Annotated in this window: 23 protein-coding genes and 1 other annotated feature; of the genes, 15 read left to right on the top strand and 8 right to left on the bottom strand. The window is 36.2% G+C overall.

All coding sequences use genetic code 11. The features are described from left to right. Nucleotides 1-110: 110 nt before the first annotated feature. From argC to AAFN87_RS00535, 4 genes are read left to right on the top strand one after another with little or no spacing between them, the layout of a single operon-like run. A complete protein-coding gene (argC, locus tag AAFN87_RS00520; RefSeq protein WP_347789035.1) occupies nt 111-1,145 on the top strand; it encodes an N-acetyl-gamma-glutamyl-phosphate reductase in 1,035 nt (344 codons plus the stop codon). Between the two features lie 12 nt (nt 1,146-1,157). Continuing rightward, the gene (gene argJ, locus AAFN87_RS00525; RefSeq protein WP_347789036.1) at nt 1,158-2,381 is read left to right on the top strand and encodes a bifunctional ornithine acetyltransferase/N-acetylglutamate synthase; all 1,224 of its coding nucleotides are present in this window, start codon (nt 1,158-1,160) and stop codon (nt 2,379-2,381) included. After that, nucleotides 2,344-3,120 (top strand): acetylglutamate kinase, encoded by a 777-nt coding sequence (argB, locus tag AAFN87_RS00530; RefSeq protein WP_347789037.1) that lies wholly within the window; start codon nt 2,344-2,346, stop codon nt 3,118-3,120. The genes argJ and argB overlap by 38 nt, the downstream gene beginning before the upstream one ends. Next, nucleotides 3,117-4,253: an acetylornithine transaminase gene (locus AAFN87_RS00535; RefSeq protein WP_347789038.1), complete on the top strand. Its 1,137-nt coding sequence runs from the start codon at nt 3,117-3,119 to the stop codon at nt 4,251-4,253. Before argB ends, AAFN87_RS00535 begins: the two co-directional genes overlap by 4 nt. 49 nt (nt 4,254-4,302) lie before the next feature. Here the strand turns inward: AAFN87_RS00535 and AAFN87_RS00540 are convergent, their stop codons facing one another. Beyond that, the gene (locus tag AAFN87_RS00540) at nt 4,303-7,131 is read right to left on the bottom strand and encodes a transglycosylase domain-containing protein (protein ID WP_347789039.1); all 2,829 of its coding nucleotides are present in this window, start codon (nt 7,129-7,131) and stop codon (nt 4,303-4,305) included. 102 nt (nt 7,132-7,233) lie between these two features. Further along, nucleotides 7,234-7,435 (top strand) — a binding site (T-box leader). A gap of 99 nt (nt 7,436-7,534) precedes the next feature. On the opposite strand from AAFN87_RS00540, the gene tyrS reads away from it, so the two are divergent. The 3 genes from tyrS to AAFN87_RS00555 all read left to right on the top strand — a co-directional run bounded on the left by tyrS (nt 7,535) and on the right by AAFN87_RS00555 (nt 10,800). After that, the gene (tyrS, locus tag AAFN87_RS00545) at nt 7,535-8,806 is read left to right on the top strand and encodes a tyrosine--tRNA ligase (protein ID WP_347789040.1); all 1,272 of its coding nucleotides are present in this window, start codon (nt 7,535-7,537) and stop codon (nt 8,804-8,806) included. A 140-nt stretch (nt 8,807-8,946) separates the two neighbouring features. Then, nucleotides 8,947-10,104 carry a PstS family phosphate ABC transporter substrate-binding protein gene (locus AAFN87_RS00550; RefSeq protein WP_347789041.1) on the top strand — a complete coding sequence of 386 codons (1,158 nt, stop codon included), beginning with the start codon at nt 8,947-8,949 and terminating at the stop codon, nt 10,102-10,104. 78 nt (nt 10,105-10,182) lie between these two features. Further along, complete coding sequence (locus tag AAFN87_RS00555; RefSeq protein ID WP_347789042.1) at nt 10,183-10,800, top strand: YIP1 family protein; 618 nt, start codon at nt 10,183-10,185, stop codon at nt 10,798-10,800. 138 nt (nt 10,801-10,938) lie between these two features. Here AAFN87_RS00555 and AAFN87_RS00560 read toward each other — a convergent pair whose 3' ends face one another. From AAFN87_RS00560 to rpsD, 3 genes are all read right to left on the bottom strand, one after another. Next, on the bottom strand, nt 10,939-11,631 hold the full coding sequence (locus AAFN87_RS00560) for a DUF421 domain-containing protein (RefSeq protein ID WP_347789043.1): 693 nt from the start codon (nt 11,629-11,631) through the stop codon (nt 10,939-10,941). 308 nt (nt 11,632-11,939) lie between these two features. Beyond that, entirely contained in the window at nt 11,940-12,278 is a 339-nt protein-coding gene (locus tag AAFN87_RS00565; protein WP_347789044.1) for an ATPase, read from the bottom strand. Nucleotides 12,279-12,804: 526 nt separating this feature from the next. Beyond that, nucleotides 12,805-13,407 (bottom strand): 30S ribosomal protein S4, encoded by a 603-nt coding sequence (rpsD, locus tag AAFN87_RS00570; protein ID WP_347789045.1) that lies wholly within the window; start codon nt 13,405-13,407, stop codon nt 12,805-12,807. Between the two features lie 474 nt (nt 13,408-13,881). On the opposite strand from rpsD, the gene AAFN87_RS00575 reads away from it, so the two are divergent. Continuing rightward, entirely contained in the window at nt 13,882-15,759 is a 1,878-nt protein-coding gene (locus AAFN87_RS00575) for a sensor domain-containing diguanylate cyclase (protein ID WP_347789046.1), read from the top strand. 60 nt (nt 15,760-15,819) lie between these two features. Here AAFN87_RS00575 and AAFN87_RS00580 read toward each other — a convergent pair whose 3' ends face one another. Together AAFN87_RS00580 and hisJ are read right to left on the bottom strand one after the other, a co-directional pair. Further along, complete coding sequence (locus tag AAFN87_RS00580) at nt 15,820-16,299, bottom strand: GAF domain-containing protein (protein ID WP_347789047.1); 480 nt, start codon at nt 16,297-16,299, stop codon at nt 15,820-15,822. A 27-nt stretch (nt 16,300-16,326) separates the two neighbouring features. After that, entirely contained in the window at nt 16,327-17,118 is a 792-nt protein-coding gene (gene hisJ, locus AAFN87_RS00585) for a histidinol-phosphatase HisJ (protein ID WP_347789048.1), read from the bottom strand. Between the two features lie 136 nt (nt 17,119-17,254). On the opposite strand from hisJ, the gene ezrA reads away from it, so the two are divergent. Beyond that, nucleotides 17,255-18,958, top strand: a complete 1,704-nt coding sequence (gene ezrA / locus AAFN87_RS00590) for a septation ring formation regulator EzrA (RefSeq protein ID WP_347789049.1) — start codon at nt 17,255-17,257, stop codon at nt 18,956-18,958. 141 nt (nt 18,959-19,099) lie between these two features. Here the strand turns inward: ezrA and AAFN87_RS00595 are convergent, their stop codons facing one another. Together AAFN87_RS00595 and AAFN87_RS00600 are read right to left on the bottom strand one after the other, a co-directional pair. Next, nucleotides 19,100-20,719, bottom strand: a complete 1,620-nt coding sequence (locus AAFN87_RS00595; protein ID WP_347789050.1) for a M28 family metallopeptidase — start codon at nt 20,717-20,719, stop codon at nt 19,100-19,102. Then, nucleotides 20,695-21,027, bottom strand: a complete 333-nt coding sequence (locus tag AAFN87_RS00600) for a hypothetical protein (protein WP_347789051.1) — start codon at nt 21,025-21,027, stop codon at nt 20,695-20,697. The genes AAFN87_RS00595 and AAFN87_RS00600 overlap by 25 nt, the downstream gene beginning before the upstream one ends. Nucleotides 21,028-21,122: 95 nt before the next feature. Between AAFN87_RS00600 and AAFN87_RS00605 the strand changes: the two genes are divergently transcribed. The 6 genes from AAFN87_RS00605 (at nt 21,123) to sppA (ending at nt 26,900) form a co-directional block, all read left to right on the top strand. Further along, nucleotides 21,123-21,254, top strand: coding sequence for a hypothetical protein (locus AAFN87_RS00605; RefSeq protein ID WP_347789052.1), 132 nt, complete (start codon nt 21,123-21,125; stop codon nt 21,252-21,254). 117 nt (nt 21,255-21,371) lie between these two features. After that, on the top strand, nt 21,372-22,520 hold the full coding sequence (locus AAFN87_RS00610) for a cysteine desulfurase family protein (protein WP_347789053.1): 1,149 nt from the start codon (nt 21,372-21,374) through the stop codon (nt 22,518-22,520). Beyond that, nucleotides 22,517-23,725 carry a tRNA uracil 4-sulfurtransferase ThiI gene (gene thiI / locus AAFN87_RS00615; RefSeq protein WP_347789054.1) on the top strand — a complete coding sequence of 403 codons (1,209 nt, stop codon included), beginning with the start codon at nt 22,517-22,519 and terminating at the stop codon, nt 23,723-23,725. The genes AAFN87_RS00610 and thiI overlap by 4 nt, the downstream gene beginning before the upstream one ends. A gap of 100 nt (nt 23,726-23,825) precedes the next feature. Further along, on the top strand, nt 23,826-24,026 hold the full coding sequence (locus tag AAFN87_RS00620; RefSeq protein ID WP_347789055.1) for an alpha/beta-type small acid-soluble spore protein: 201 nt from the start codon (nt 23,826-23,828) through the stop codon (nt 24,024-24,026). Between the two features lie 154 nt (nt 24,027-24,180). Continuing rightward, nucleotides 24,181-25,761, top strand: coding sequence for an acyl-CoA synthetase MbcS (gene mbcS / locus AAFN87_RS00625; protein ID WP_347789056.1), 1,581 nt, complete (start codon nt 24,181-24,183; stop codon nt 25,759-25,761). 122 nt (nt 25,762-25,883) lie between these two features. Continuing rightward, the gene (gene sppA, locus AAFN87_RS00630; protein ID WP_347789057.1) at nt 25,884-26,900 is read left to right on the top strand and encodes a signal peptide peptidase SppA; all 1,017 of its coding nucleotides are present in this window, start codon (nt 25,884-25,886) and stop codon (nt 26,898-26,900) included. Nucleotides 26,901-26,910 lie beyond the last annotated feature (10 nt).

Here is a 26,910-nt window from a genome sequence, read left to right on the forward strand (position 1 = left end):
TAAATAAATGAGTGTAAAATTTAGAATATTTTATTTTTATATAAAAATTCAGTTGACTAAATATTTATACAGAATTATACTATTTTTATCTTGTTTCAGGGGTGAGTGGAATGAAAGTTGGAATTATTGGTGCCACTGGTTACGGTGGATTAGAATTAATCCGTTTTTTACATAATCATAAAGAAATAGAACAGATTGAATTATTCACATCATCAGAGGAAGGTACTATCTTTTCAGCAAAATTTCCTCATTTACTTGATGTGTCAGACGAACCACTAAAAAAAATTGATTATGATACATTAGAAAAATTTGACGTCGTTTTTGCAAGTACGCCTTCTGGAGTATCGAGCAGCTTGTTCCCGCCGCTACTGCATAAGGGACCAAAACTTATTGATTTATCAGGAGATTTTCGGTTAAAGGATACTGCAAGTTATGAGCGTTGGTACAAAAAAACAGCTGCACCACAAGATGCAATTGACGCAAGTGTATACGGTTTAACAGAATGGAATGAAGCCAATATTGCGGATGCGGCATTGATTGCCAACCCAGGCTGTTATCCAACAGCCGTATTGTTATCACTATTACCGTTAATAAAAGAAAAATTAATTGATCCAAGCTTTTTAGTAATTGATGCAAAAAGTGGTGTGTCTGGTGCGGGCAATAAGCCTTCTCAAACAACGCATTTTAGTGAAACAAATGAAAATATCTCGATTTATAAAATAAATGAACATCAGCATATTCCTGAAATCGAGCAGGCGATAAAAATGTTTGCAGGCGTAGAAACAAAAATTTCGTTTAATACTCACTTAGTGCCGATGACGCGCGGCATTTTAGCGACATCTTATGCCCAAGTTGCACCAGGTGTTACGCAAGCACAACTTGTAAACTGTTTACGAGAAACATATGCAAATAATCCATTCGTCCGTGTAATTGAGCACGCTTCTTCTATAGGAACAAATCGAGTAAAAGGTTCGAACTATTGTGATGTGTATGTGCAATTAGATGAACGAACAAATCGCGCAACGATTATCGGTGTAATCGATAATTTAGTAAAAGGTGCGGCAGGGCAAGCTATTCAAAATATGAATGTTCAAATGAAGTTACCGCAGACGGCAGGTTTACAAGTCGTTCCGCTATTTATTTAAGGGGGAAATTACATGACAACAACAATTGAAATGAAAAAACTTTCAAGTAAAAATATCGTATCGCCAAAAGGATTTGCTGCGGCGGGCGTACATTGTGGTATTAAGCATAAGAAAAAAGATTTAGCGATTTTAGTAAGTGAAGTACCTGCGAGTGTTGCAGGAGTGTTTACAACAAATGCAGTTCAAGCAGCTCCGTTAAAAGTAACAAAAGAGGTTGTTTATAGCACGCAGAAAATGCAAGCCATTATTGTAAACTCAGGAAATGCTAATGCATGTACAGGCAAACAAGGTGTGGCTGATGCATACGAAATGCAAAAGCTTGCAGCGGGAAAATTAGGTATTGAATCAAATTTAGTTGGTGTTGCCTCAACGGGTGTCATCGGAGAAATTATGAAAATGGAGCCGGTGTATAAAGGGGTGGAAATGCTAAATCCAAGTGCAAACTTAGAAAGCGGCATTGATTTTTCACAAGCAATTATGACGACAGATACAGTAATGAAAAATACTACGTATGCAACTAAAATCGATGGTAAGGAAGTTCTAGTATCGGGTACAGCGAAAGGTTCAGGGATGATTGAACCAAATATGGCTACGATGCTGGGCTTTATTACGACAGATGCAAATATCGAATCTGTGGAATTGCAAAAAGCATTATCACACATTACGGATTGCACATTTAATGCTATTACTGTTGATGGAGATACATCAACAAATGATACGGTTATTGTAATGGCAAATGGATTAGCTGGCAATGAACCATTAACACCAACACATCCGGATTGGGACAATTTCTATACAGCCTTAAAAGCAGTATCGGAAGATTTAGCTAAATCAATTGCACGTGATGGAGAAGGTGCGACAAAGTTAATTGAAGTGGAAGTAGAAGGTGCGCTGAACGACGAAGAAGCACGTAAAATTGCGAAAACAGTCGTAGGTTCACCACTTGTAAAAACAGCGGTATTCGGCTGTGATGCAAACTGGGGACGTATTATTGCGGCTGTTGGCTATAGTGGGGCAACAGTTGATCCAGATAAAATTACGATTCAAATTGGTGGCACAACAATGGTAAAGCAAGGTGAGCCGATTCCGTTTTCGGAAGAGCAGTTAATTGAAATTTTAAAACAGCATGAAGTAAAAATTTATGTGTCACTGGAGCAAGGCGACGGACACGGTTATGCATGGGGGTGCGATTTAACTTATGACTACGTACAAATCAACGCATCATACCGCTCGTAAAATTGTTATTAAATTAGGTGGTAGTACGCTAGAAGGCTTGAATGAGGCCTTCTTTCTCAATTTTAAAGCGTTACAGGAACAAGGATATAGCGTCATTATTACACATGGCGGCGGTCCTGCTATTAATCGTGAACTAGCAGCTAGACGAATAGAGTCGTATACATTAAACGGTATGCGTGTAACAAGTGCGGATGCGATTGGAATCGTCAAATCAACACTTATTGGGCAAGTTAATCCAGCGCTAGTGCATGAATTAAATGCTGCTGGTATTACGGCAGTCGGTTTAAATGGCTTTGATGGCTTACTGTTAGAAAGTACTTTTTTAGACGAAGCAACATATGGTTATGTTGGAGAAGTGCAAAAAATAAATACGGGATTACTTGACTCCCTTGTAGCAGCAGGCATTGTACCGGTTATCGCATGCATCGGAGCGACGACGAATGGTCAAGCGCTAAATATTAATGGTGATATAGTAGCGAGTGAAGTAGCGTTAGCGGTGGGTGCAGAAAGTTTAGTACTTGTAACGGATGTTGCGGGTATTCGAATAGATGGCCACTACCAAAAAGAAGTATCAAAACAACAGATAGACGAGTGGATAGCAGAAGAACATATTTACGGTGGAATGATACCGAAAGTCCAAGGAGCAATTGCTTGTTTAGAGGCAGGCATTCCATCAGTACAAATTGTTAATGATTCATTAACAGGTACAACTATTTTAAAGGAGTTGTTAGTGAAATGAGCGCATTATTCCAAAATTATGCAAGAAGACCGATTAGCATTGTCGAAGGAAAAGGAACGCTTGTTTATGATAGCGAAGGGAAACGCTATATTGATTTTACGAGTGGTATTGCAGTATGTGCTTTAGGTCATGCACACCCAGCTATTGTAAAGGCAATCCAAGCACAAAGCGAAAAGCTATGGCATATTAGTAATCTTTTTGAAAGCCCCGGCCAAGAAAAACTAGCAGCAACTTTAGTAAAGGATTTACCTTTATCGTATGCCTTTTTCTGTAATAGTGGGGCTGAGGCAAATGAAGCAGCAATTAAACTAGCACGTAAGCATACTGGAAAACATCATATTATCGTTTTCGAGCAATCATTCCATGGACGTACATTCGGTGCGATGTCAGCAACAGGGCAAGATAAAGTACGTAAGGGCTTTGGACCACTAGTTGAGCATTTTACAACATTACCATTTAATGATGTAGCAGCACTTGAAGCGACAATTGATGATTCGGTGGCAGCGATTATGCTTGAAGTAGTGCAAGGTGAAGGTGGTGTCAATGCGGTAACACCTGAATTTGCGGAAGCGATTCAAGCAATTTGCGACCAACATGGTATCCTGCTCATTGTCGATGAGGTGCAAACTGGTATAGGACGTACAGGGACACGTTTTGCCTTTGAGCAAACGGCATTAAAGCCGAATATAGTGTCAATGGCAAAAGGGCTTGGTGGGGGCTTTCCAATCGGTGGTATATTAGGTACTGCTGAGTTATTTGAGACGTTCAATGCAGGTACTCACGGCACTACATTTGGGGGTAATCCACTTGCAGTATCCGTAGCACAAACAGTTATTGAACACATATTTAATGAGGAATTTTTAGCAAACGTTCAAGCAAAGTCAGTATACTTGAAGCAAAAACTTGCTGAGGCACTACCGGGAAATAAATATACAGTCCAAGGAATGGGTTTAATGCTTGGTGTTAGCTGCGGTGGGGATGATGTTGCACCGCTTGTTACGAAATTAGAGCAAGCTGGCTTACTTGTTGTGCAAGCGGGAACTAAAGTTATCCGCTTATTACCACCATTAACGGTAAGTGAAGAGGAAATAGATGAGGCAGTAAAAATATTAAAATCAGTTTTAATAGGATAAAGAAATGCCACGAAAGCGGAAAACTTTCGTGGCATTTTTCTGTAGTTATTTATTCTTCATCCATGCTGTCGTCAGGTTCTACTATATTATCATCTTCATCGTCGATCTCTTCTTCGTCAGCTATTTCTTCCGGTGGTGGAACAACGACTGTTTCGGCAATATTTGAATGTGCAGATTGTTTGCCTGTAATATCAACTGCTACGACATAATAATTCATGCCATTCGTAATAGGGATGCGACGTCCATCTTCGTTTTTGACAGATGTAACTAATGAGCCATCAGCTGAAAATACGCGGTAGCCAACGACATCGTTTGAAGCAGATTTTGCCCAAGTAAGCGTTTTGCCCTCAATGGAAGCAATGACTGCTTCAGGTGGGGCTTCATCTGCTTGGAATGTAGCTCCTGAAACGGTAGACGTGCTAAGCGATGAATTATTAGGTAATAGCTTAGTTGGATCTCCTCCTAATGAGCCTAGCATGCGATTGACAAACGCTTCGCTTAAACCAACTCCACCATTTGATACGAACTCTTCTGGTGTAGAAGGGAGTGCGCTATAGGACTTTCCTTCAATAATAACTGATGTAGCTGACACTAAACTGTCATCCGGAGCAGTTGGTAAGAAAACGTTTCTGTTAAACAAATCAGAGCGAACAAGCCCTGCGCTCGAACATGCTTCTGATGGAGCTAAACCAGAAATACCACAAAATGATTCGGATACAACATTTGCTGGTTTTTTAAATGTTTCTTTCGTTCCAACTAACTCCGGATTTGCATCATACATCGAGTTCATCAAAGTTCCCCACAATAAGTTTACACGCGTACTCGGCTGATAGTACGTATTGTTAAATGTGGAAAGCGAACGAGGTTGGTCATAACCCATCCAAACACCTAGAGAAATATTAGGATTGTAACCGACTAACCAAACGTCTTTGTAATCTTGAGTTGTCCCTGTTTTTGCAGCAAAATCTGATGAGAATTTCAATGTGCTCTTCGCTCTTGCACCTGTTCCGTAATCAAGTACATCACGGAGCATATCAGTTACAATATACGATGTTTCAGGTGTAAATACATCCACAGGCTCAACTTCATGCTGATAAATAATATTGCCATCAAGGTCTTCTATTTTTTCAATCATATAAGCATCGATGAATTTCCCGCCATTTGCAAATGTTGCATAGGCGTTCGTATTTTCTTCAACAGTAGTTCCATTTGTTAAACCGCCAATTGATGTCGCCAAGTTAGTATAGTCAACTTCTATTAATCGAGAGAAGCCCATTTTTTCAAGGAATGTTGCTGGGCGACGATTTAATATCGAATCATATAAACGTAGTGCTGTTAAGTTTTGTGAATGTGCTAACGCTTCACGCGCGGGCATAATACCACGTTCTTCGTTTTCGATATAGTTTTTGGGGCTATAATCATCGTAAGTACGAGTGAATTTCACATCGACTACTGGACTACCTGCACCGATTTCACCATACTCAATAGCAGGGCCGTAAGCTAAAAGTGGTTTCATCGTTGAGCCGTTTGAGCGATAAGCTCGTGTTGCATGATTTGTCTCTTCAACTTCGAAATCTCGACCACCTATGAAGCTAAGAATTCGCCCTGTTTTATTATCAATCATGATACTACCAACTTGAACAGGCATTTCTACATTTATTTCTTCACCTGTTTCAGAATCTATTTCAGTTGCTGTATATGTGTGACCGTAATATTTGAAGTTTTTCGCTGTCTCTTGCATCGCGTCATACATCTCTTTATCGATTGTTGAATAGATACGATATCCATTTGAGCGTACAGCACGATCTGCTAATATCATATATTTATCTGATAAATTTGTTTCTTCTTGTAAACGTGCAGGATCAATACCATCTTTTTCAGCTAACTGTTCAGCGATTATTTTTTTTGCTCGATTTTCTAGCTCATAAGTTAGCCAAGGATACTTATCCTCTGCACGAGTTTCGGGCTTACGAAAATCTTGTGTAATATCGTAGGCAATTGCTTCGTTATAGTCAGTTTCTGAAATATAACCAGCTTCTTTCATACGATAAAGAACAGTTTTCATACGATCTATTCCAGGTTTTAGTGCTTTTTCCTCTTTTATCTTACCGCGTTGTGTAAAGGGTGTATAAGCATAAGGTGCTTGAGGAATACCGGCAATAAACGCTGCTTGTGGCAATGTAAGCTCAGACGCTTTGACGCCGAAAATACCATTCGCCGCTGTTTCAATTCCCGCGATATTTCGTCCTGACGCATTTCGACCATAAGGAATAATGTTTAAGTACGCTTCTAATATTTCTTGCTTTGTCATAAATTTTTCAATGCGCAGTGCTAATAATATTTCTTTCGCTTTCCGTTCATAGGAAACTTCATTCGTTAATATTTGGTTTTTTATTAACTGTTGCGTTAATGTAGAACCACCTGTTTGTGTTGCAGAGTTTGTTACGTCTTGTAATAAACCACGCAGTACAGCTTTCGGTACAATTCCTGCATGTTCACGGAAGTATTCATCTTCCGTTGAAAGCACGGCATTAACGACTAATGGAGAAACAGCACTAAGTGATGTTTCTCGGCGATCTAAATCTGTGCGTAGCTTTCCTATGTAAATATCATTTGCAAAAAATAATTCGCTTGTTTCCTCATAATTAAGAATTTGCTCGCGCATTTCTTCTTTTGAACGAAGTGGTTCATCTTTAACGAGTGATGCGAAATAACCTGCTCCAATCGCTCCAATAAAAACAGTGAACGTAGTTAGTAATATTATAAACAAAAGTGCTAAGTTCCAAATAACGCCACCTGTAATACGAAGCACGCGCATCCATTTTAAATTTATGAGGGATTCAATTTTTGTATTTAATTTTGCGATCCATTCTTTCACTTAACCGACCTCCTAAATCTCGTCTATTATAGCATATTTCTTCCTTACTAGAACATTAATATTGACAACGAATAGAAATCGAGTAGAATAGTTTTTATAGTTTTTCAAGCAAAGAAAAGATTGCAGTAATGTTTACATTCCCTGTATAGAGAGCTAGCGGACGGTGCAAGCTAGTCATATTGTAAGCATGAATTACGTTCTTGGAGCTTGGGCGTGTCCGTCGCGATAAGACGGTTTTCGAGTGGAAGGGATATTCTCTTCAAGCTGGGTGGTACCGCGTTATTTCATACATAACGTCCCTGCATGCATATTGCGTGTAGGGGCTTTTTTATTTTTAGGCGTCTTTGCCTTAACTATAGTTAATACCCGCAGTGCAAATTTTTTAAACATAGGAGGAATTACAATGACAAACAAATTATTAGAAGATTTAAGCTGGCGTGGTCTGTTATACCAACAAACAGATGCTGAAGGAATGGAAAAACTACTGAATGAGCAATCTGTATCTTTATACTGTGGTGTTGACCCAACAGCAGATTCAATGCATATCGGTCATATCGTACCACTTTTAACATTACGTCGTTTCCAACAAGCTGGCCACTCACCAGTTCTACTAGTAGGTGGGGCAACAGGAATGGTTGGAGATCCATCAGGTCGTTCAGAAGAGCGTCAATTACAAACAACAGAGCAAATCGATAAAAACGTACAAGGTATAAAAAAACAACTTGAACGTATTTTTGATTTCAATGCTAATGTTGATAATTCAGCTAAATTAGTAAACAACCATGACTGGATTGGCAAAATGAGCACAATCGAATTCCTACGTGATTTCGGTAAGCTAGTAAACGTCAACTACATGTTAGCAAAAGATACAATCGCATCTCGTTTAGATACAGGTATATCCTTTACCGAGTTTGCTTACACGATTATTCAAGGAATTGACTTTAACCATTTATACGATCACCATAATGTGCGTATTCAAGTAGGTGGCTCAGATCAATGGGGTAATATTACAACTGGATTAGAAGTAATCCGCAAAACACATGATGAAAACGCTAAAGCATTCGGTATTACAATTCCGTTAGTGACAAAAGCTGATGGAACAAAATTTGGGAAAACGGCTGGTGGGGCAGTATGGTTAGATGCTGAAAAAACTAGTCCGTACGAGTTTTATCAGTTCTGGATTAATGCTAGTGATGCAGACGTTGTAAAATACTTAAAAATCTTTACATTCTTAACTCGTGAAGAAATTGAAGCGTTAGCAGTAAGTGTTGAAGAGGAACCGCATTTACGTAAAGCGCAAAAAGCATTAGCGGAGGAAATGACTCGTTTAATACATGGGCAGGAGGCGCTAGATGCAGCGCAACGTATTACAGCTGCATTATTCTCGGGGGATTTAAAGGCTTTATCTGCAGAAGAAATGAAAGATGCATTTAAAGACGTTCCTTCAGTAGAAATGGCAAAAGAAGACAAAAATATCGTGGATGTGTTAGTAGAAGCGGCAATCTCACCTTCAAAACGTCAAGCGCGTGAAGACGTGACAAATGGTGCGATTAGTGTGAACGGTGAAAAAGTAACGGATTTAGACTACACAGTCGATGCAAAAGATCGATTAGAAGATGCATTTGCCATTATTCGTCGTGGTAAGAAGAAATACCATATGGTGAAATTCAGCTAAAAAAAGGCAAAGTCGCTGAAACCGACCATCGCTGATAAAATGTCAGTGTCATCTATATAAATGAAATAGACAGGTGGAGATTGTTCAAGGGAACAATCTCCACCTTTTTTCGTTTACTAATGAAAAAGGGGTGGGGAAATTTGGTAGATAAAATTATGAGTACAATCTTTTTGGGGCTAGTTTTAATCTTTGGAGGATTTCATGTTCTGTTCATGCTACTACTATCCTATCACTGGGATTATGTGAGAGTTATCGGTGTATTGGTGATTGTTCTCTATGTAGCTGTAGTACTCGGTATTTTTGGCTTTTATTCAACAGTTAGGAGAAAGCAAAGTGTTGCAATAATTGGATTTATTGTAGTGCTTTTTTCGATAATCCCGGCGGCTGCCAGGTTTTATGATAGCCAAATAACTACCGTTAATGCTGAAGTGAATGTTTGGGAATATGAGCCTTTTGTAGAAAATAGTCTTGTAAAACAATTAAAAGAGGGAGCGACAGTTACAATTGACGAGCCATTGCCGATATTGGACGGTGCTACGGCGATGTATCCTTTATATGCGGCATTCGTACAAGCGACATATCCGCGAAGTCTAAACTATTTACAAGAGGAAATTGTAATGGTTAACAAAACTCCACAAGCTTATGAAAATGTGATCAATGGTAAAGCGGATATGATATTCGTAGCAGCACCATCTCAGCAGCAAATCGATGTAGCTAAAAGTAAAAATGTTGAACTTGAGATGACTGCTATTGGTAAAGAAGCTTTTGTATTTTTTGTGCATAAAAATAATCCGATTAATAGTTTAACTTTAGAACAAATTCGAGGTATCTATTCAGGAGATATTACTAATTGGTCACAAGTAGGTGGGACGAATGAGTCCATACGTGCTTTCCAACGCCCGCAGGATAGTGGTTCTCAAACTGCGCTTCAATATGTAATGGGGGATATTCCAATTATGGAAGCACCAACGGAAGATATAGTGTCAGGAATGGGCGGTATCATTCACGAAGTTGCACAATATAAAAATTATAAAAATGCGATTGGTTATACGTTCCGATATTATTCAACGGAAATGGTAGGTAATGATGAAATCAAGTTATTAATGATTGATGATGTTGCGCCAACGAAGGAAAATATTCGTAACGAAACATATCCAATTACGTCACAGTTTTATGCGGTCACAACAGATACCGATAATCCAAATGTTAGAAAACTATTAAATTGGATTTTATCTCCGCAAGGTCAACAACTCGTTGAAGAAGTAGGGTATGTTCCTGTTCTTGAAAATAACAAATAACGTGGTTAAAAATGAATTATTAAAAAAAGCCTCCATCTAAAATATTTTTGATATACTAATCGGATGGAGGTGTTGGATGTGACAACAAAAACAGTGGTTGTAGATGACCGTGAGCCTGTTTTATCAATAGCTGTGAAAATGCGTGAAACGATACGTTACACGTTGAATAAAAAATCGGTTGGATACATTTTATTCATTGGCGCAGCTGGTGGCTTTAGTAGTGCGCTTACTGCCTATATCGGTACAATATATCCATATAAATATACATTGGCTGATATCGTACATTCGGCGTTTTTAACAGGTACATTAGCTTTTTTAATAACATTACTTGTTTTAACGTTTAGTATAAATATCGTAAGTATGCTGTTTAAAGGAAAAGGGACATTTAAGGAGCTATTTTTATCGCTTTGTTTAACAATGATTCCATACATATGGGTTTTACCATTAACACTTTTCTGGATGCAACTTTCCCCTGAAACATTTTTCGAAATATCGGGAGTTGAACAAACTTTATCAGGGGTAATTTGGCAATTCGTTGCATTGTTCATTTACTTAATGATTACTATTTGGTCATTTTGTATTACGATCACGGTGATTTCAGAAGTACATAAATTTTCAAAATGGAAATCATTTTTTTCACTTTTCATTGCTAGCTGTGCTTTAGGAATCGTATTAGCCTTATTTGGATTTGTGTGAAGTAAATTAAATTAATAATAAAAGGGGTGTCAAGTAAAACTATCTTGGCACCCCCTTTGAATAGTGGTTCATTTTTAGTTTCTAAGTTAAGTATGAAGAAAATTGGTACAATTTACTACAAAGTGAATACACGGTACCTCATTTAGTTTCGAATTTTTGAATAAATAATTTACCATCAGATTGGATTTCTGCATAAAATACATCTTCTACCATATCTATATTTGCCTTTTTTAACTCATTGTACAACCAATCTCTACTTTTCCCGACCTCTAACAAATTCCTTTTTATTAATTTTCCATCAGTAATAATTTCAATGGGGATAAAATTAGGTGACGGTGGGAATATTTTCATATCCCTTTTTTCTGTACCTTGAAATTCGGGCTTTTTTAGAATGCTTAGTATACCATTAGGTTCTAAAATGGCGTAATCAATTTCTGTAATAGAAAAAATCTGATATTGTCTGAGCATCATTGTAAGATCATCTATATTAAGCTTAGTCTTTGCTAAAGCTTTTTTATCTATTTTGCCCTTTTTAATAACAATTGTCGGTTGACCATCAAGAATTACTTTTAGTTTTCCTGATTTAAGACTAATATAGCCAATAAATGTAGTGAGGCAACACCATACAACTAAGCTTGTTAATTCTTTTGTGAAATCAGTAGTATTTAGTGTAACCATATTAGCGGCAATAGAACCTATTGTTATACCAGTTACATAGTTGAAGAAAGTCAAATGACTAAGCTGTTTCATACCTAGAAGTCTTGTTAGTGCAAGTAGCACAGAAAAGGTAATAACGGTTTCAATCACTATTTGCTTATAACTTATTTCCATGTGCCCATTCCTCCTATACTTTAGAATGTCCTGGGTAATTAAAATGATACATTAAGAAAAAGTTTTCACTGTAGCTGCTTTACAGCAGTTACCTTGAGCCATCTTAGTATGTAATGGAAGGAAATTATGTCATTCTTGATAAATGAATAGTAGATGATATGAGACATTGTTCAATTCATGCATGCCCTCCTGCTGAATTTTGTAAAAATATTTACAAGATAAAAACCAAGATAGCTCAATTGCTATCTTGGTCTTTTAGTAATTTTATTAGTGTATTTCACATTAATAACCAAATACCTCTTTAAGCATTAAAGAATTTGTGTTAATTCTGAATGCACAAAACTCTGAGCAGTAATGATAACACCTGAGGATGTTCTACCATAAACGCTATATAATCCGCCAGTTTGATTAGGAACAATCTCTACTTCATATTGAGCGCCACTTACTCCGGGAGTTACAAAAGCAGACGCATTAGCCCCTGCGCTAAATGTAGTTGTTGATAGTAATTGTCTTGTACCGTTGAGTCTGAAAACTCTTACTACCCCAGTTAGTAAACCTCCAGTGAGATTGAGAACCTTGATTCGAACGCTAGTCGCATTAGCCGGTAAATTTCCTGTATTCTCAATTGGACCAGTAGTTAAAGGCATGAAATATTCACCTCCCGCAAATGAAAGATTAATAATCTGCAGATTATATTTACATAGTATTCAGTTCTCTATTAAATGGTTCTAGTCATATTCACCAATTTCCTATAAATAAAAATATTGAGTGTTAAGAAGTGAGTCTAACTAGGGATATACCATAATCTAAATCAAAATATGTTTTCCGTTAAAAGGGGACGAAGTGATTTTTATATGAACACTTAAACTATAAAAATTAGAAAATAGAAGGATATATAAACTAAATACATGTAAATTACTTAATAGTGTATAGGGGATTGTAGGGAATTTGTGTAGTCATATAACTAAATAAATTAACAACACCTAGCTTTTTAGTGTTTTAATTAAAAGTTCTTTGTCTATTGTTGGGGTGTACGATGCCCCCAATTTAAATCAAAAATAATCAATAATTGTGGTAACTGAACATTAATAAAATAAACAAAAAAACCCCGAAACATAAGGGTTTACCTTGTTTCGGGGTTTTAAAAAATCGTTGTTTATCGTTATGAAACGATTAACGAGAGTAGTACTCTACGATTAATTGTTCGCTGATTTCAGCTGATAATTCAGAGCGCTCTGGTAGACGTACAAATGTACCTACTTTAGTGTCAGCGTCGAATGAAAGGTATTCTGGTACGAAGTTGTTTACTTCGATTGCTTCAGCTACAGCAGTAAGGTTTTGAGATTTTTCACGAAGAGAAATCGTTTGACCTGGTTTTACGCTGTAAGATGGGATATCAACACGTTTACCGTCAACTAAAACGTGACCGTGGTTAACTAATTGACGAGCAGCACGACGAGTACGTGCTAAACCTAAACGGTAAACTAGGTTGTCAAGGCGAGTTTCAAGAAGGATCATGAAGTTTTCACCGTGTAGACCTTGTAATTTACCAGCTTTGTTGAATAGGTTTTTGAATTGACGTTCAGTCATACCATACATATGACGTAGTTTTTGCTTTTCAGTTAATTGTAAACCATACTCAGATTTTTTAGAGCGTTGGTTTGGGCCGTGTTGACCTGGTGCGTAAGGGCGTTTTTCGATTTCTTTACCTGTGCCGCTTAGAGAAATACCAAGACGACGAGAAAGTTTCCATGATGGACCTGTATAACGAGACATAATTGTGTCTCCTCCTTTAAATTTGGTTTTTTTGTTGTAAAACAAAAACCAGTTGTATCCAGACTTACTGGCATTTTATTTTCATGTATCTTCGCCCTTGCAGCCGTAGGGTTACACAATACACCGTTCATTATATAAATGAAGGAATAAAATACGAAATAAGGTCATACAACTGCTGCGTTTATTTTACACGAAATTAATTGTATCTTTTTTTAGAATAGACGTCAAGGTAGAAGAGATAAAGTATTAATAAAGAAAAAAATGGTAATTAATAGTCATTTATTACTTGTTTAATAGTTGTTAACAAATTGAAGTTATGTCGAAAAACGCTGTAGATAGTAAATTAATAATCGCTTTTTGATGTTTTAGAAAAATAATCCAATAAATCAATAGTCAAATAGGCATAATACGTGTATACTTAAAGATAAGTTAATAGTAATTGATTCGTTTTAAGTTGAAAGAAAAGGTGATTTAATGACTGAGCATCAGCAGATGATAAATGCTATCAAATCTGATATGTTAAGCCTTTGTGTGGATTCGGATATAGAGTTAAATAGCTTTAGCGAATATTTTCGTTTTATAAGTCAGTGCTTACAAAAACATTTTGAAATTAAATATAGTACATTTCTGAAATGCGAAGGGGATTTATTAAAGCCTATAAATAGTGAAATAGTATGTTCTCTGACATTTAGTAGCTTACCTTATGCATTAGTTGACTCTTATTTTGAACAACAAAAAGTAGTAGATATTCCTTACTTTCTTAGAGGAAAAATAGAATTTAAATCCATGACCCATATGATTTTGCTTAAAGTAGGTAAAAAGAACCCTAGTGGTGTTTTATTATTCCAGACAACATCTCAATGGGAACGTTTTAATAATTCAGAATATGCGGAAGAATTTATAAATTTAATATCTATTGTTACCGAAACAATGTCAAATAACTTAGAAATTCGTTTGAATGAAAATCAATATCGAAAACTTTATAGTATGACGGATTTATTTCACTCTACAATGGATATTGATTTAATTTTACAAAATGTACTCGTTACAATTCGAGAAAATTTCCCAAACTTTAGGACCGAGCTTATTTTGTCCAATGATCAAGACCGTCAAACTACAATTAACATTAAACCCTTTGACTATTTATCTGAACGCCCTTCTACAATTGAAGCCTTTGTATCTGGTGAAATTACGACAGAACAAGATGTAGATTTAAATTGCCTCCTGTTAAATGCACCGATTAAAGGTCGACAAGCAATATATGGTATTTTGCAAGTAACTGTACCGATAGACTATTCATTTACGGCAACTCAAAAAGAATTTATTCGAATGCTTGCACATGCATCAGGTAATGCACTTGAAAATGCTAAGTTATACCATCAATCTTATCGTCTCATTAGTGATTTGCAATTAATAAATGAAACATCGCATAAATTGAATATGCGACTAGATATTAATGACATGTTGATTTTCTTACAAAAACAATTAATGAAATCATGTCAACCAATGGAACTTTGTTTTGTATTTATTGAAAATGGTAAGTATGAAATCACCAAATCGAGCACGACGCTGTTTAAAACAGAAGAGGGTAATGTTTATATCAAGCATGCTGAAAATCATTTTAAAAATACTAAGGACCCGTTATTTATTGCTGATTTCAGTCGTTTGATTTCTGATGAAATAAAATATAAATCAATGATGGCAATACCAATGATAGTTGAAGATTGCATAAATGGTTTTAGTATCGTGCTACATCGTGATCCATATTTCTTTTCATTCGATAGCTTTAAATTAATGCAATCACTTATTCATCACTCTTCATTAGCGATTGCGAACTCGCGATTGCGTAATCAGTTACAGGAAATGGTCGACCGGGATCATTTAACAAAGCTATTTGCTCGCAGTTATTTAGACCAATTCGTAGAAAACTCTTTAGTGAAAGACGATTCGGGGATGTTTTTACTTATTGATATCGACAATTTTAAGCGTGTAAATGATACGTATGGTCACCAAGTGGGCGATGAAGTATTAATACAAATTGGTGAGCAGTTGGAGAAAACAGTTGGTACTCGTGGTATTTGTGCACGTTGGGGTGGAGAAGAAATGTCAGTCTATATACCAAATATATTAGATGATGAAGCATTGAAAGTAGCAAAACAAATAGTAGATGTTATTCCAAATTCAACAGAACCCAAAGTTACAATTTCTGCAGGGCTTATTACATGGCATAAAAGTAATCGACCGGAGTTTCAAACTGTGTTTTTACACGCGGATACCGCTCTTTATACTGCGAAAAATAACGGTAAAAACCAAGTACGTATTTTTGATAATTCGATGCAACTCCAACATTAAAAAACTCACCTCAATTTTTGAGGTGAGCTTTTTATACGCTTAATGAAATAGCAATTTTATTTATAAATGTGTTATTAATGTTTCTACAAACAACGTTAACCCTGCTTCATCTTCAGCTGTAAAACGATTTTTAATTGGACTATCGATATCTAGTACACCGATTACTACATCATTTTTGATAAGCGGAATTACAATTTCAGAATTCGATGCAGCATCACAAGCTATATGGCCAGGGAATGTATGTACATCTTCTACAACAATTGTTTCTGCTTTTGCAGCTGCAGTACCGCATACACCGCGTCCAACAGGAATACGCACGCAGGCAGGTAGTCCTTGGAATGGACCGAGAACTAGTTCGTCTTCTTTCATAATATAGAAGCCAGCCCAGTTAATATTATCTAAAAATTGATTGAGTAATGCGGACGCATTGCTTAAATTGGCGATCATATCCTTCTCCCCATCAAGTAATGCATGTAATTGTTTTGCTAGTGTCTCATATCTAGCTATTAGTGGACCTTCATAATTAATTTTAAAAAACATAATAATCCTCCATTTATTAGTTCTATATTATGGGAAAATAACATTATAGTGTTGATGTAAATCACGTGCTGTATGAGCGTCTGAACCAAAAACATATGGCAAATGAATCGACTTAGCAAAATCTATTATATGAAATGGAGGATATGGTTCTTTACAAAGAGTTTTACTTAGTCCTGCACTATTTAAATCCATTTCATATCCTTTCTCTTTCATGTACAGCAATAGCTCTTTAATCAGTAAGTCATCATCAATTTGCGTATCTAGTGCATGCTGGAATTTATGTATTAAAGTTGGATGACCGATCCTTTTTGGTTTGTAAGTGCCCAAGTCCGCATCAATAGACTGACGAACTGTTTCATAGTATAAATGATACATATCCTTAACGCTACCGATTTCTCTAGCAAATTGTAAATAAACTTCCTCTGAGAAATCAACGCATGTATAGTGATTATTGTATTGTAAAAAGTGTACAGAAAGGATTGCATCATCAAGTAACGGCCCAACTTCATCTAAAAAATTTCGCGTTTCTTTTTCATAACCGCTAATATAATCAATTTCAAGACCGATATTAATAATAATATGATTTTCATACTGTTTTTTTGTGTAGGATAATTTTTCTAAATATGGTAGAAGTGAATTAGGATCCATACCGCTATTTTGATTTGGTGTAGGGTCCATAAATGAATTTGGCAAAGGCGCATGCTCTGTAAAAGTAATTTCAGTAAAATTGTGTGCTATCGCTTTTTCGATATATTTCTCAAAAGAATCGTTTGAACCATGTGGGCAAAAAGGTGTATGGATATGACCGTCTTTTTTCATAGATAATAACCTCGCTTTTTTATCAATGATTTACTTTTGGAAAAAACCGCGAAATATTTAAACAAAACATAAGAAACATGGTATATTAATAGTTATAAATAGCCAATTCAGTGATTTTTGGAACAGGGGGCTTACAATGGAGTATATCATCATTGTTGTCGTCCTACTATTAGCTTTATTAATATTCGGCTTAGTAGTAAGGCGTAAACATAATACTGAGATAGAAAGACTAGAAAAAGAAAAAATGCAAGTGCAGCATTATCCTATATATGAAGAATTAACAAAAGTAAAAGCACTAAATATGAACGGTCAAACAGAAGAGTTATTTGAGAATTGGCGAAATATGTGGACAGAAGTTGTCGATGTACACGTGTTGAAAATCGATTCCATGCTTTTTGATGCAGAAGAATATATAGATCGTTTTAAATTTAAAAAAGCCACTGCAATTGAACGAGAAATTGAAGATTACATTGTAAAATGTGAAACGACAAAAGCTAAAATTATTTCTGAGCTTGAAGAATTAATTGGTAGCGAGGAAAAGAACCGTATTGAAGTAGAGCAACTTAAAGAGTATTACCGCTCAGCTCGTAAAACAATTTTAGCGCACCAACATTCATTTGGACCAGCTTTAGAACAGTTAGAAAAACGATTAGAGCAATTCACTCCGAAATTTGAAGAATTTGATCAACTAACAGCCGAGGGGAATTACTTACAAGCACGTGAAATTGTTTTAACATTAAATGTTGAAGCGCAAGCAATTTTCGCTTTATTAAATGAAGTGCCAACGCTTTTAACGGATATCCAAACAAAAATTCCTGCTGCAATCCACGAATTACGAAACGGTCAGCGTGAAATGGAAGAGCAAAAATATTATTTACGTCATTTAGAGTTAACAGAGTATTTAGATACACTTGAGCAGGAGCTTAATTTATTAAAGGAATCAGTTTCTGAATTGAATATTACGGTCGTGACACCACGAATACAGGAAATTAATGATGAGATCGATAATTTTTATGACCTTCTTGAAAAAGAAGTAATAGCGAAGAAATTTGTAGATCGCCATTGCGAATCTATGCATGGTACGATTATAGAAGTTGTGCGAATGACTAAAGAGGTGCATGACGAAGCAGCTTACGTACAGCATAGTTATCGCTTACCTGAAAAAGATGCTGAAATCCCGAAGCTATGTTTAAAGCAGCTTGAAGTACTACAAAAGCGATATGAGCTCTTATCGACCCGCGTACATGAGGAAAAATCTGCTTATTCAAGCTTGCAAGAAGAATTACAAGAAATCACAGAAGAAATTGAACGTATTAATGATGAGCAAGAAAGATTTTCTAATAGCTTGAAAAATTTACGTATTGATGAGAATAAGGCTCGAACAGAGCTAGATACGTTGAAAAAATTATTGCAAAATACGGATCGACTGCTACATAAAGCAAACATTCCAGGTATACCAGAAGAAATGGATGCCCGTTTAGAGGAAGCCGAGGAACAAATATTTATCGTTATTCAAAGTCTTCAAGAAGTGCCGCTTAATATGGGACTTGTACATAATAATTTATTAAGTGCAAAAAAATGTATTGAAGAAGTCAACGACCGAGCAGAAGAAATGATTGAAAATGTCATGCTAATTGAGCGAATTATTCAGTATGGTAATCGTTATCGTGCAACAAACCCGCAAGTACATGCCCGTTTACTTGAAGCGGAGGAAGCATTCCATCAATTCCGTTATGTGAAGGCACTAGAAGATGCAGCGACTGCTGTAGAATCGGTAGAGCCAGGTGCAATAAAACGTATTGAAGCACTTGTGCAAGAAGAAATGTATACGGAATCTTGAATCTATACACTTTATTGACAGTAGCATATAAAAAAATTAGAAATAGAAAACCACCGCGCATTGTTTGTGCTGGTGGTTTTCTTATGACAAAAATGAAACAGCCGATTTCCCTGAACGAAATCGGCTGTATTACTTGCACTATTATAAACCCATCTGCTGTGTCCATTGTTCTAAGTTAAATGAATCAATCGTTTGTAACTCTTGTTCTAACTCTTCAGAATTCCACAAAAGGATATTTTCTCCTTTCTCATTTCGCTTGATTTTACTAATTGAATAATAATATGTTTTATTATCCCATTTACGTGTTGTGTGGATAGTAGTTAAATATGGATGAGAATCGTACACTGTATATTCATGTTCGCCAAATGTAACTAACTTATTAGTCTCATTATTTTGGATAGGGCTTGTACTAATCCAAATTGAATAACCATCAAAATTTGAATCTAAATATGTTAGGGAAATCGAGTTAAAATCTTCTAATGACACAACATCTATTTCATATACTTTATCGATTTCTAATGAATCATTATTATCAGGTGTTATATTTAAATGCATATTGGCACTATTAAATGAATAACTATTTAATTGCTCTGGGACCCGTAGCCAATTTAATTTATCTGGTATTGAAGTAGTTGATGTAAATTCGGCTACTGAATTAATAGCAAGCATAGAATGCGTATATTCAATCTCGTCATTAGTTAATTCGAGTAGTTTATATTGTCCGAATTGTAACTTACGTGATTCTTCATTTGCTAACTCTATAAACTCAATTAATCTTGCTTTTTCATCTTCTTCGCTTACATCAGTTTGTTCGTTTACTACATCTAAATGGTGACTATCATTTTCAATAATAAAATTAAATACAACTGTCATAATCTCATGAAGTTTTTCAGGGTCAATATTGTCTTTCGTGTCTTGAAGGGTATGAATGACTGATAAATTTCGTTGACTAATTGTGATAGCTGGAAAATTATTATTAGCAAATGATTTATGGTCGCTCGTTAAAGGAGGATTGTCATTTTGAATATTGATTTGATGTTCGGTCAAAGCGTTAACTAACTGTTCTCGTAGCATTTGTCCGTTATCGTGATTTACTAGCGTATATTCATCTCTGCCAGGTATACCAATACAGTCAATATTGATATTTGTGATATTAGTAAATTGTTTTGCAATATCTTTAACAAATGCCTCACTACCTAGCATATTAGATTCTTCACCATTAAAAGCGACAAATATAATGTCAGATTGAAATTCATTTGCTAAACTATGCTGCTGTATAGTAGAAATAAGCTGGATGAGTGAAGCGACACCAGAGGCATTATCAAGTGCACCCTCTATATAACTATCTCCCATTGCTCCAACTGAATCGAAATGGGCAGTTATAATCATGGCATCCTTATGATCACCGTGTCCTGTACCAGAGATTTTCCCAACTACATTATAGGCCTCGATCTTCTCGCTATATAGTTCCATGTTCATTTCAATTAGTTGAATTTTTTCATCATTATTGAGTAAACGAAGATAGATTTCCTCTTGAATTTGATAAATAGGAATTCCTTCTAAATGTGTAGGTAAGCGCTTTGAAAAAGTAGTTGTTGATTTGAGTACACCTTTAATAAAAGGATTATTTACTGGAAACGATTCATTTGCAATAAATATACAATCTTCTTGAATTAGTGTTTCTTGTTGAGGACAAATAGGTAATTGCAGTTGAATTGACTGTACAGATTTCTGCTCTAAAAAGTCTTTTCCATACTCCAATTCAATTTTCTCATCTTCAGAAATAAAAGATAACTCAATATTTTGTTTTTCTGGATCAAAAAAGTGTGAGTATATGGATGCAAGTAAGATTCATTAAAAACAGGCTCGAGCTTTGCAGAAGTAAATTGCTCTTTAATATAATTCATTGCATTTTCATTACCTTTTGTTCCCGTTAAACGTCCATTCATCTCTTCGCTTGTTAATTGATTGATCGTTGTTAAATAGGGATTAGTCTCTTGTTGCTCTTGTTCTACACATCCTGATAAAAACAAAAAGAAGAAAAGGAATACTATTTTGTATAGTTTCATTTTTATTACCTCCCATTTATTTCTCTACCAAAACCATATCATATATGTAAAATTTTACAAAATATTTAGAATGTTATAATAATTAGAAAGGGTAGATGAGGAACATTTCGTCAATCCGTTATGTGAAGGCACTAGAAGATGCAGCGACTGCTGTAGAATCGGTAGAGCCAGGTGCAATAAAACGTATTGAAGCACTTGTGCAAGAAGAAATGTATACGGAATCTTGAATCTATACATGCTACCTATAAAAGAGTTATAATAAAATAAGAAATATTAAACCACCGCGCATTTTGTGCAGGTGGTTTTCTTATGACAGTTCTCTTTAAAAAGAAGGTAGGATAACAATGATTTATTTAGATAATAGTGCGACGACAAAGCCGCATAAAGAAGTGTTGAACACATTTGTCCAAGTAAATGAAATGTATTATGCGAATCCATCGTCTATTCATGAGGCGGGTGTTGAAGCAAATACTTTACTTATGCGGGCACGTGAACAAATAGCCAATATTTTAAATACAGAAGCAAAAGAAGTAATCTTTACAGCGGGTGGTACAGAGTCGAATAATTTTGCGATTTTTGGTACAGCAAAAGTAAGTACGCATAAAGGAAAGCATATTTTAACGACTGCAATTGAACATCCTTCCGTTTTACAATCCGTGAAAAGACTAGCTGAAGAAGGCTACGAAGTCGAATATTTATCTGTTGATGCTACAGGTGTTATTTCATTAGATGAATTACATGAAAAAGTGCGAAAAGACACGATTTTAGTAAGTATTATGCATGTTAATAATGAAATGGGTGCGATTCAGCCTATTAAAGAGGCGGCAGCAATAATTCATAAGCAAAGTCGAGCAGTATTTCATGTCGATGCAGTACAAAGCTTTGGGAAATTACCAATTAGCTTTAATGACGACAATGGTCCAGATATTATTTCCATTTCAGGTCATAAAATTCATGCATTAAAAGGTTCAGGTGTTATAGCGTTCCGTAAGCATATGACAATTGCACCGCATATTGTCGGTGGCGGACAAGAATTTGGACTTCGCAGTGGGACAGTTGCTGTACCGCAAGCTGTTGCATTAGCAAAAGCGGCACGTATGGCGATCGAAACAATGCCTGAAAAAGTGCAGAACTACAAAAAATGGTCGACGGATTTACATGCTTTCTTACGCACTTTTGGTGGAGATATTCATTTATTATCTACTGAAGATGGAGCCCCGCATATTTTATCCTTTAGCGTAAAGGATTTAAAAGGTGAAATTTTGATAAATGCGCTTCAAAAACGAGGTGTCATTGTTTCTACATCTAGCGCATGTTCGTCGAAGCAAACGAAAACGAGCCATGTTGTAGAAGCATTAAATATAAACAAAGCATTTACAAAAGGTGTGCTACGCTTAAGCTTTGGAGCACAAACTAATGACGCTCATATAGAAGAGTTTAAAACAGTATTTACCCAAGTGATGAATGAACTAAAAGGAGAAATAGTAGTATGATTTTTAAAGAAATTTTAATACGTTACGGTGAATTATCGACGAAAGGGCGCAATAAAAAGGATTTTATCAATCGACTTCGTGAAAATATTCGCTATTCATTTGCAGATGTATTGCCATTAAACATACGTGCAGAAAGAGATCGTATGTTTATCGAAATTGAAAACGAAGAAAAGTTACAGCTGTTAATGACACGATTACCAGAAGTTTTTGGAATTCAATCCTTTAGCCCGGTTGCTTCTTGTACAAAAGACATCGATGAAATGAAAGAACTTGCTATTAAAATCATGGAGCAGTATAAAGACGAGGAACTTACATTTAAAGTAGAAGTGCGTAGAACAGATAAAACTTTTCCGCTTGATTCACATGCAATTCAACGGGAAATTGGTGGCACAGTACTTCGCAATTATCAAAATTTATCGGTTCAAGTACGGAAACCAGATGTGGAATTACGAATTGAAGTACGAAACGATGCCGTTTATATGATGGCCCAAGTAATTCCTGGTGCGGGTGGTATGCCTATTGGTTCGAATGGAAAATCACTTCTCATGCTTTCTGGAGGCATTGATAGTCCTGTTGCTGGTTATTTAATGATGAAGCGTGGTGTCCGTTTAGAAGCGATTCACTTCTTCAGTCCACCGTATACAAGCGAAAATTCATTGCAAAAAGTAAAAGATTTAGCAAATGAATTAACTAAATTCGGTGCGAATATTCGACTGCATATAATTCCGTTTACTGAAATTCAAGTGTTAATTAAAGAGCGTGTACCAGAAAATATGTCTATGACTTCGACGCGAAGAATGATGCTGCGTGTAGCTGATAAAGTGCGTGAAGAAATTGGTGCACTGGCAATCGTCACAGGCGAAAGTTTAGGACAAGTTGCATCACAAACATTAGATAGCTTAACAGCAATTAATGATGTGACGAGTACACCTATTTTACGACCTTTAATAGCAACAGACAAATTAGACATTATTAGTATTGCTGAGCGGATCGGTACTTATGAAACATCCATTCAGCCATATGAAGACTGCTGTACAATTTTCACACCTGCAAGTCCGAAAACAAAGCCGAAATTAGAAAAAGTAACGTACTATGAAAGCTTTACTGAATTTGATGAGTTAATCGATCGTGCTGTACGAAATCGTGAAGTACACATTTTGCCAGAAAAGAAAAACGTAGTCGATAAATTTGCCGATTTACTATAATGGTAAATACGTACGATTGAAAGAACATTTTACCTCTATTTTTTTACGTATTAAAAATCCTTCCTTGAGCATTCTAATTGCACAAGGAGGTGAGATAGAGATGACTTCAAACAACAGTTCAAACAAACTTTACGTGCCAGGTGCACAACAAGCGTTAGACCAAATGAAGTATGAAATCGCACAAGAATTCGGTGTTCAACTTGGACCAGAAGCTTCTTCTCGTGCAAACGGTTCAGTAGGTGGCGAGATTACAAAACGTCTAGTTGCTATGGCTGAACAACAATTAAAAGGTACAAAATAATCTAAGTACCTTAGGGCTAGTAGCGTAAATGCTACTAGCTTTTATTTTTGCCCGTTTTAAATTACGTATGCAAAAATAATTGTGACGTTTTTTTGGAAAAACATATATTATCCCGTATAATAAATAGTGTAATACAACAAAGGGGGACTAGAATATGAAACACCAACAATTATTAGCACCAGATGTTTATAATTTAGTCGATGAAATTGAAAAGCATGCGCATGGGAAGAAAAAAGCATTGCTTGTTCATCACGAAAACGGGGAAATCGAAGAAATTACATATGTTGAACTAATTAAAAAAGCAAATCAAGTAGCAAATACACTAATAAATAACGGGCTTACTAAAGGCGATGTAATACTCGTAATGGTACCGCGCTCAGTTGAAGCATATATAACGTATATTGGAGCATTAAAAGCCGGCTTAGCAATAATTCCAAGCTCGGAGTTATTACGTGCAAAAGATATTGATTATCGTATTATACATGCAGAAGCGAAGGCAGTTGTAGCGAACGAACAATATATTAAAGAATTTGATGAAGTTAATCATTTAGATGGCCTATCTTTATTCGTTATCGGTCAAGCACATGCACCGTGGATTTCATTAATGGAAGAAGCTAAATCCGCAGCGACAACATTTACAGGTGTCGAAACAAAGGCAAGTGATACAGCATTTATTGCGTATACAAGTGGTACAACAGGTAATCCAAAAGGGGCAGTTCACACTCATAGCTGGGGTTATGCACATTTACGTACAACAGCGGAAAGTTGGTTAGGTGTAAGCGATGGAGATATTGTTTGGGCAACAGCTGCACCGGGCTGGCAAAAGTGGATTTGGAGCCCATTTTTAGCCGCTTTAGGTAGTGGTGCTACAGCATTTGTGTATACAGGTAAATTTGATGCAGAAATATATTTAAATTTATTGCAAAATATAAAAGTGAATGTTCTATGCTGTACACCAACAGAATATCGTATTATGGCAAAGGCTGAAAATTTAAATACTTATAATTTATCTGCATTACGAAATGCAGTATCAGCGGGGGAACCGTTAAATCGTGAAGTGATTGAAACGTTTCTTCGTGAATTTAATGTACAAGTACGAGATGGATACGGTCAAACCGAAAGTACATTATTAGTTGGTACATTAGTTGGAATGGAGCCTCGCCCAGGTTCAATGGGGAAACCGACTCCAGGAAATTATATTGAAGTCATTGATGAAGATGGTATCCCAGTGGAAGCAGGAATCGTGGGCGATATTGCGGTTCATAAATCTACACCAGCTTTATATAAGGGATATTTAAAAGATCAGGAACGTACGCAAATGCAATTCCGAGGTGAATGGTTTATTACAGGTGACCGTGCGCGTAAAGATGAGGATGGGTATTTCTGGTTTGAAGGCCGTGGTGATGATATTATTATTTCATCTGGTTACACAATTGGACCATTCGAAGTGGAAGATGCACTTGTAAAGCATCCAGCAGTTCGTGAATGTGCAGTTGTAGCAAGTCCAGATGCAGTTCGTGGAAGCATTGTTAAAGCTTTCGTAGTACTGCGTGATCCAACACAAAAAGATAACCCGACAATTATTAAGGAGTTACAAGATCATGTAAAAGATTTAACTGCTCCTTATAAATATCCTCGTGCGATAGAATTTTTAGACGAATTACCAAAAACAATTTCCGGCAAAATTCGTCGTGTAGAATTACGTCAAAATGAGCAGAATAAGCAACTTTCATAAATATTACCCGGGAAATAGAAAAGCGGTTCGCATTTTTTAGCGGAGCGCTTTTATTATTTGAATAAATTTTGAATCATTTGTCGAAGTAGCTCGTATACAGTAAAAAAGAAGGAGGCAATATAATGAATTTTAAAAGATGGATAGCGCTTGGTGTAGCGGCAGTATTGCTTGTGTTCTCACTAGGGTTAAACACGATTATGACTTTATTTAAAACGGATTTTTTCAATTCAATTGACACGGCGCTAGGTATGTCAAAGGATGTTGAAATGTATGAGTATGTTGTAGAAACGGGTGATTGGGATAACCGCATTGCTTTATTAACGGTTGACGGTACGATTCAAGATGTTGGTTCTAACACAGCTTGGTCCGCAGTAGAGTACGATCATCAGCTATTTTTGGATCAACTAGATGCTATTTACAATGATGAATCTGTAAAAGCGGTTGTATTATCGATTAATTCCCCAGGTGGTGGAGTTGTCGAATCAGCTGAGATTCATAAAAAACTTAAAGAACTTAAAGAACAGCGTAAAATTCCAATTTATGTATCTATGGGTACTATGGCAGCATCAGGTGGTTATTATATTGCTGCACCAGCGGATAAAATTTTCGCATTGAAAGAAACGATTACAGGCTCAATTGGTGTTATTATGCAAGGTATTAACTACGCGGAGTTAGCAGAAAAAGTAGGAGTGAAATTTGAAACAATTAAATCAGGGCCACATAAAGATATGCTAGGTGGAACTCGTGATACAACTGAAGAGGAGCTTGCAATGTTACAAGAAATGATCGATGAAATGTATGAAGATTTCGTTGATGTTGTAGAAGAGGGGCGCGGTATGTCTGAAGTAGATGTTAAAAAAGTAGCTGATGGACGCGTTTTAGGCGGTTCACAAGCTCTGAAAGCAGGATTAGTGGACGAAATTGGTTCATTAGATGAAACAATTGCAGCTGTTCGTGCTGATTTCGGTTTGGAAAATGCAGAAGTTTTCGAGTATGCTGTCGGTGGTGATAGCTTTGCGTCATTAATCGGAATGAAAGTAAGTTCAGTTTTTGGACCTTCTGTTGAAGAGCGTTATTTAACACGTATTTTAACAACTCATAGTGCACCTCGCGCAATGTATTTATACGGTGAATTTTAAGGGAGGGATT

Origin of the sequence: Solibacillus sp. CAU 1738, from assembly GCF_039888725.1 — a bacterium.
GTDB lineage: Bacteria > Bacillota > Bacilli > Bacillales_A > Planococcaceae > Metasolibacillus.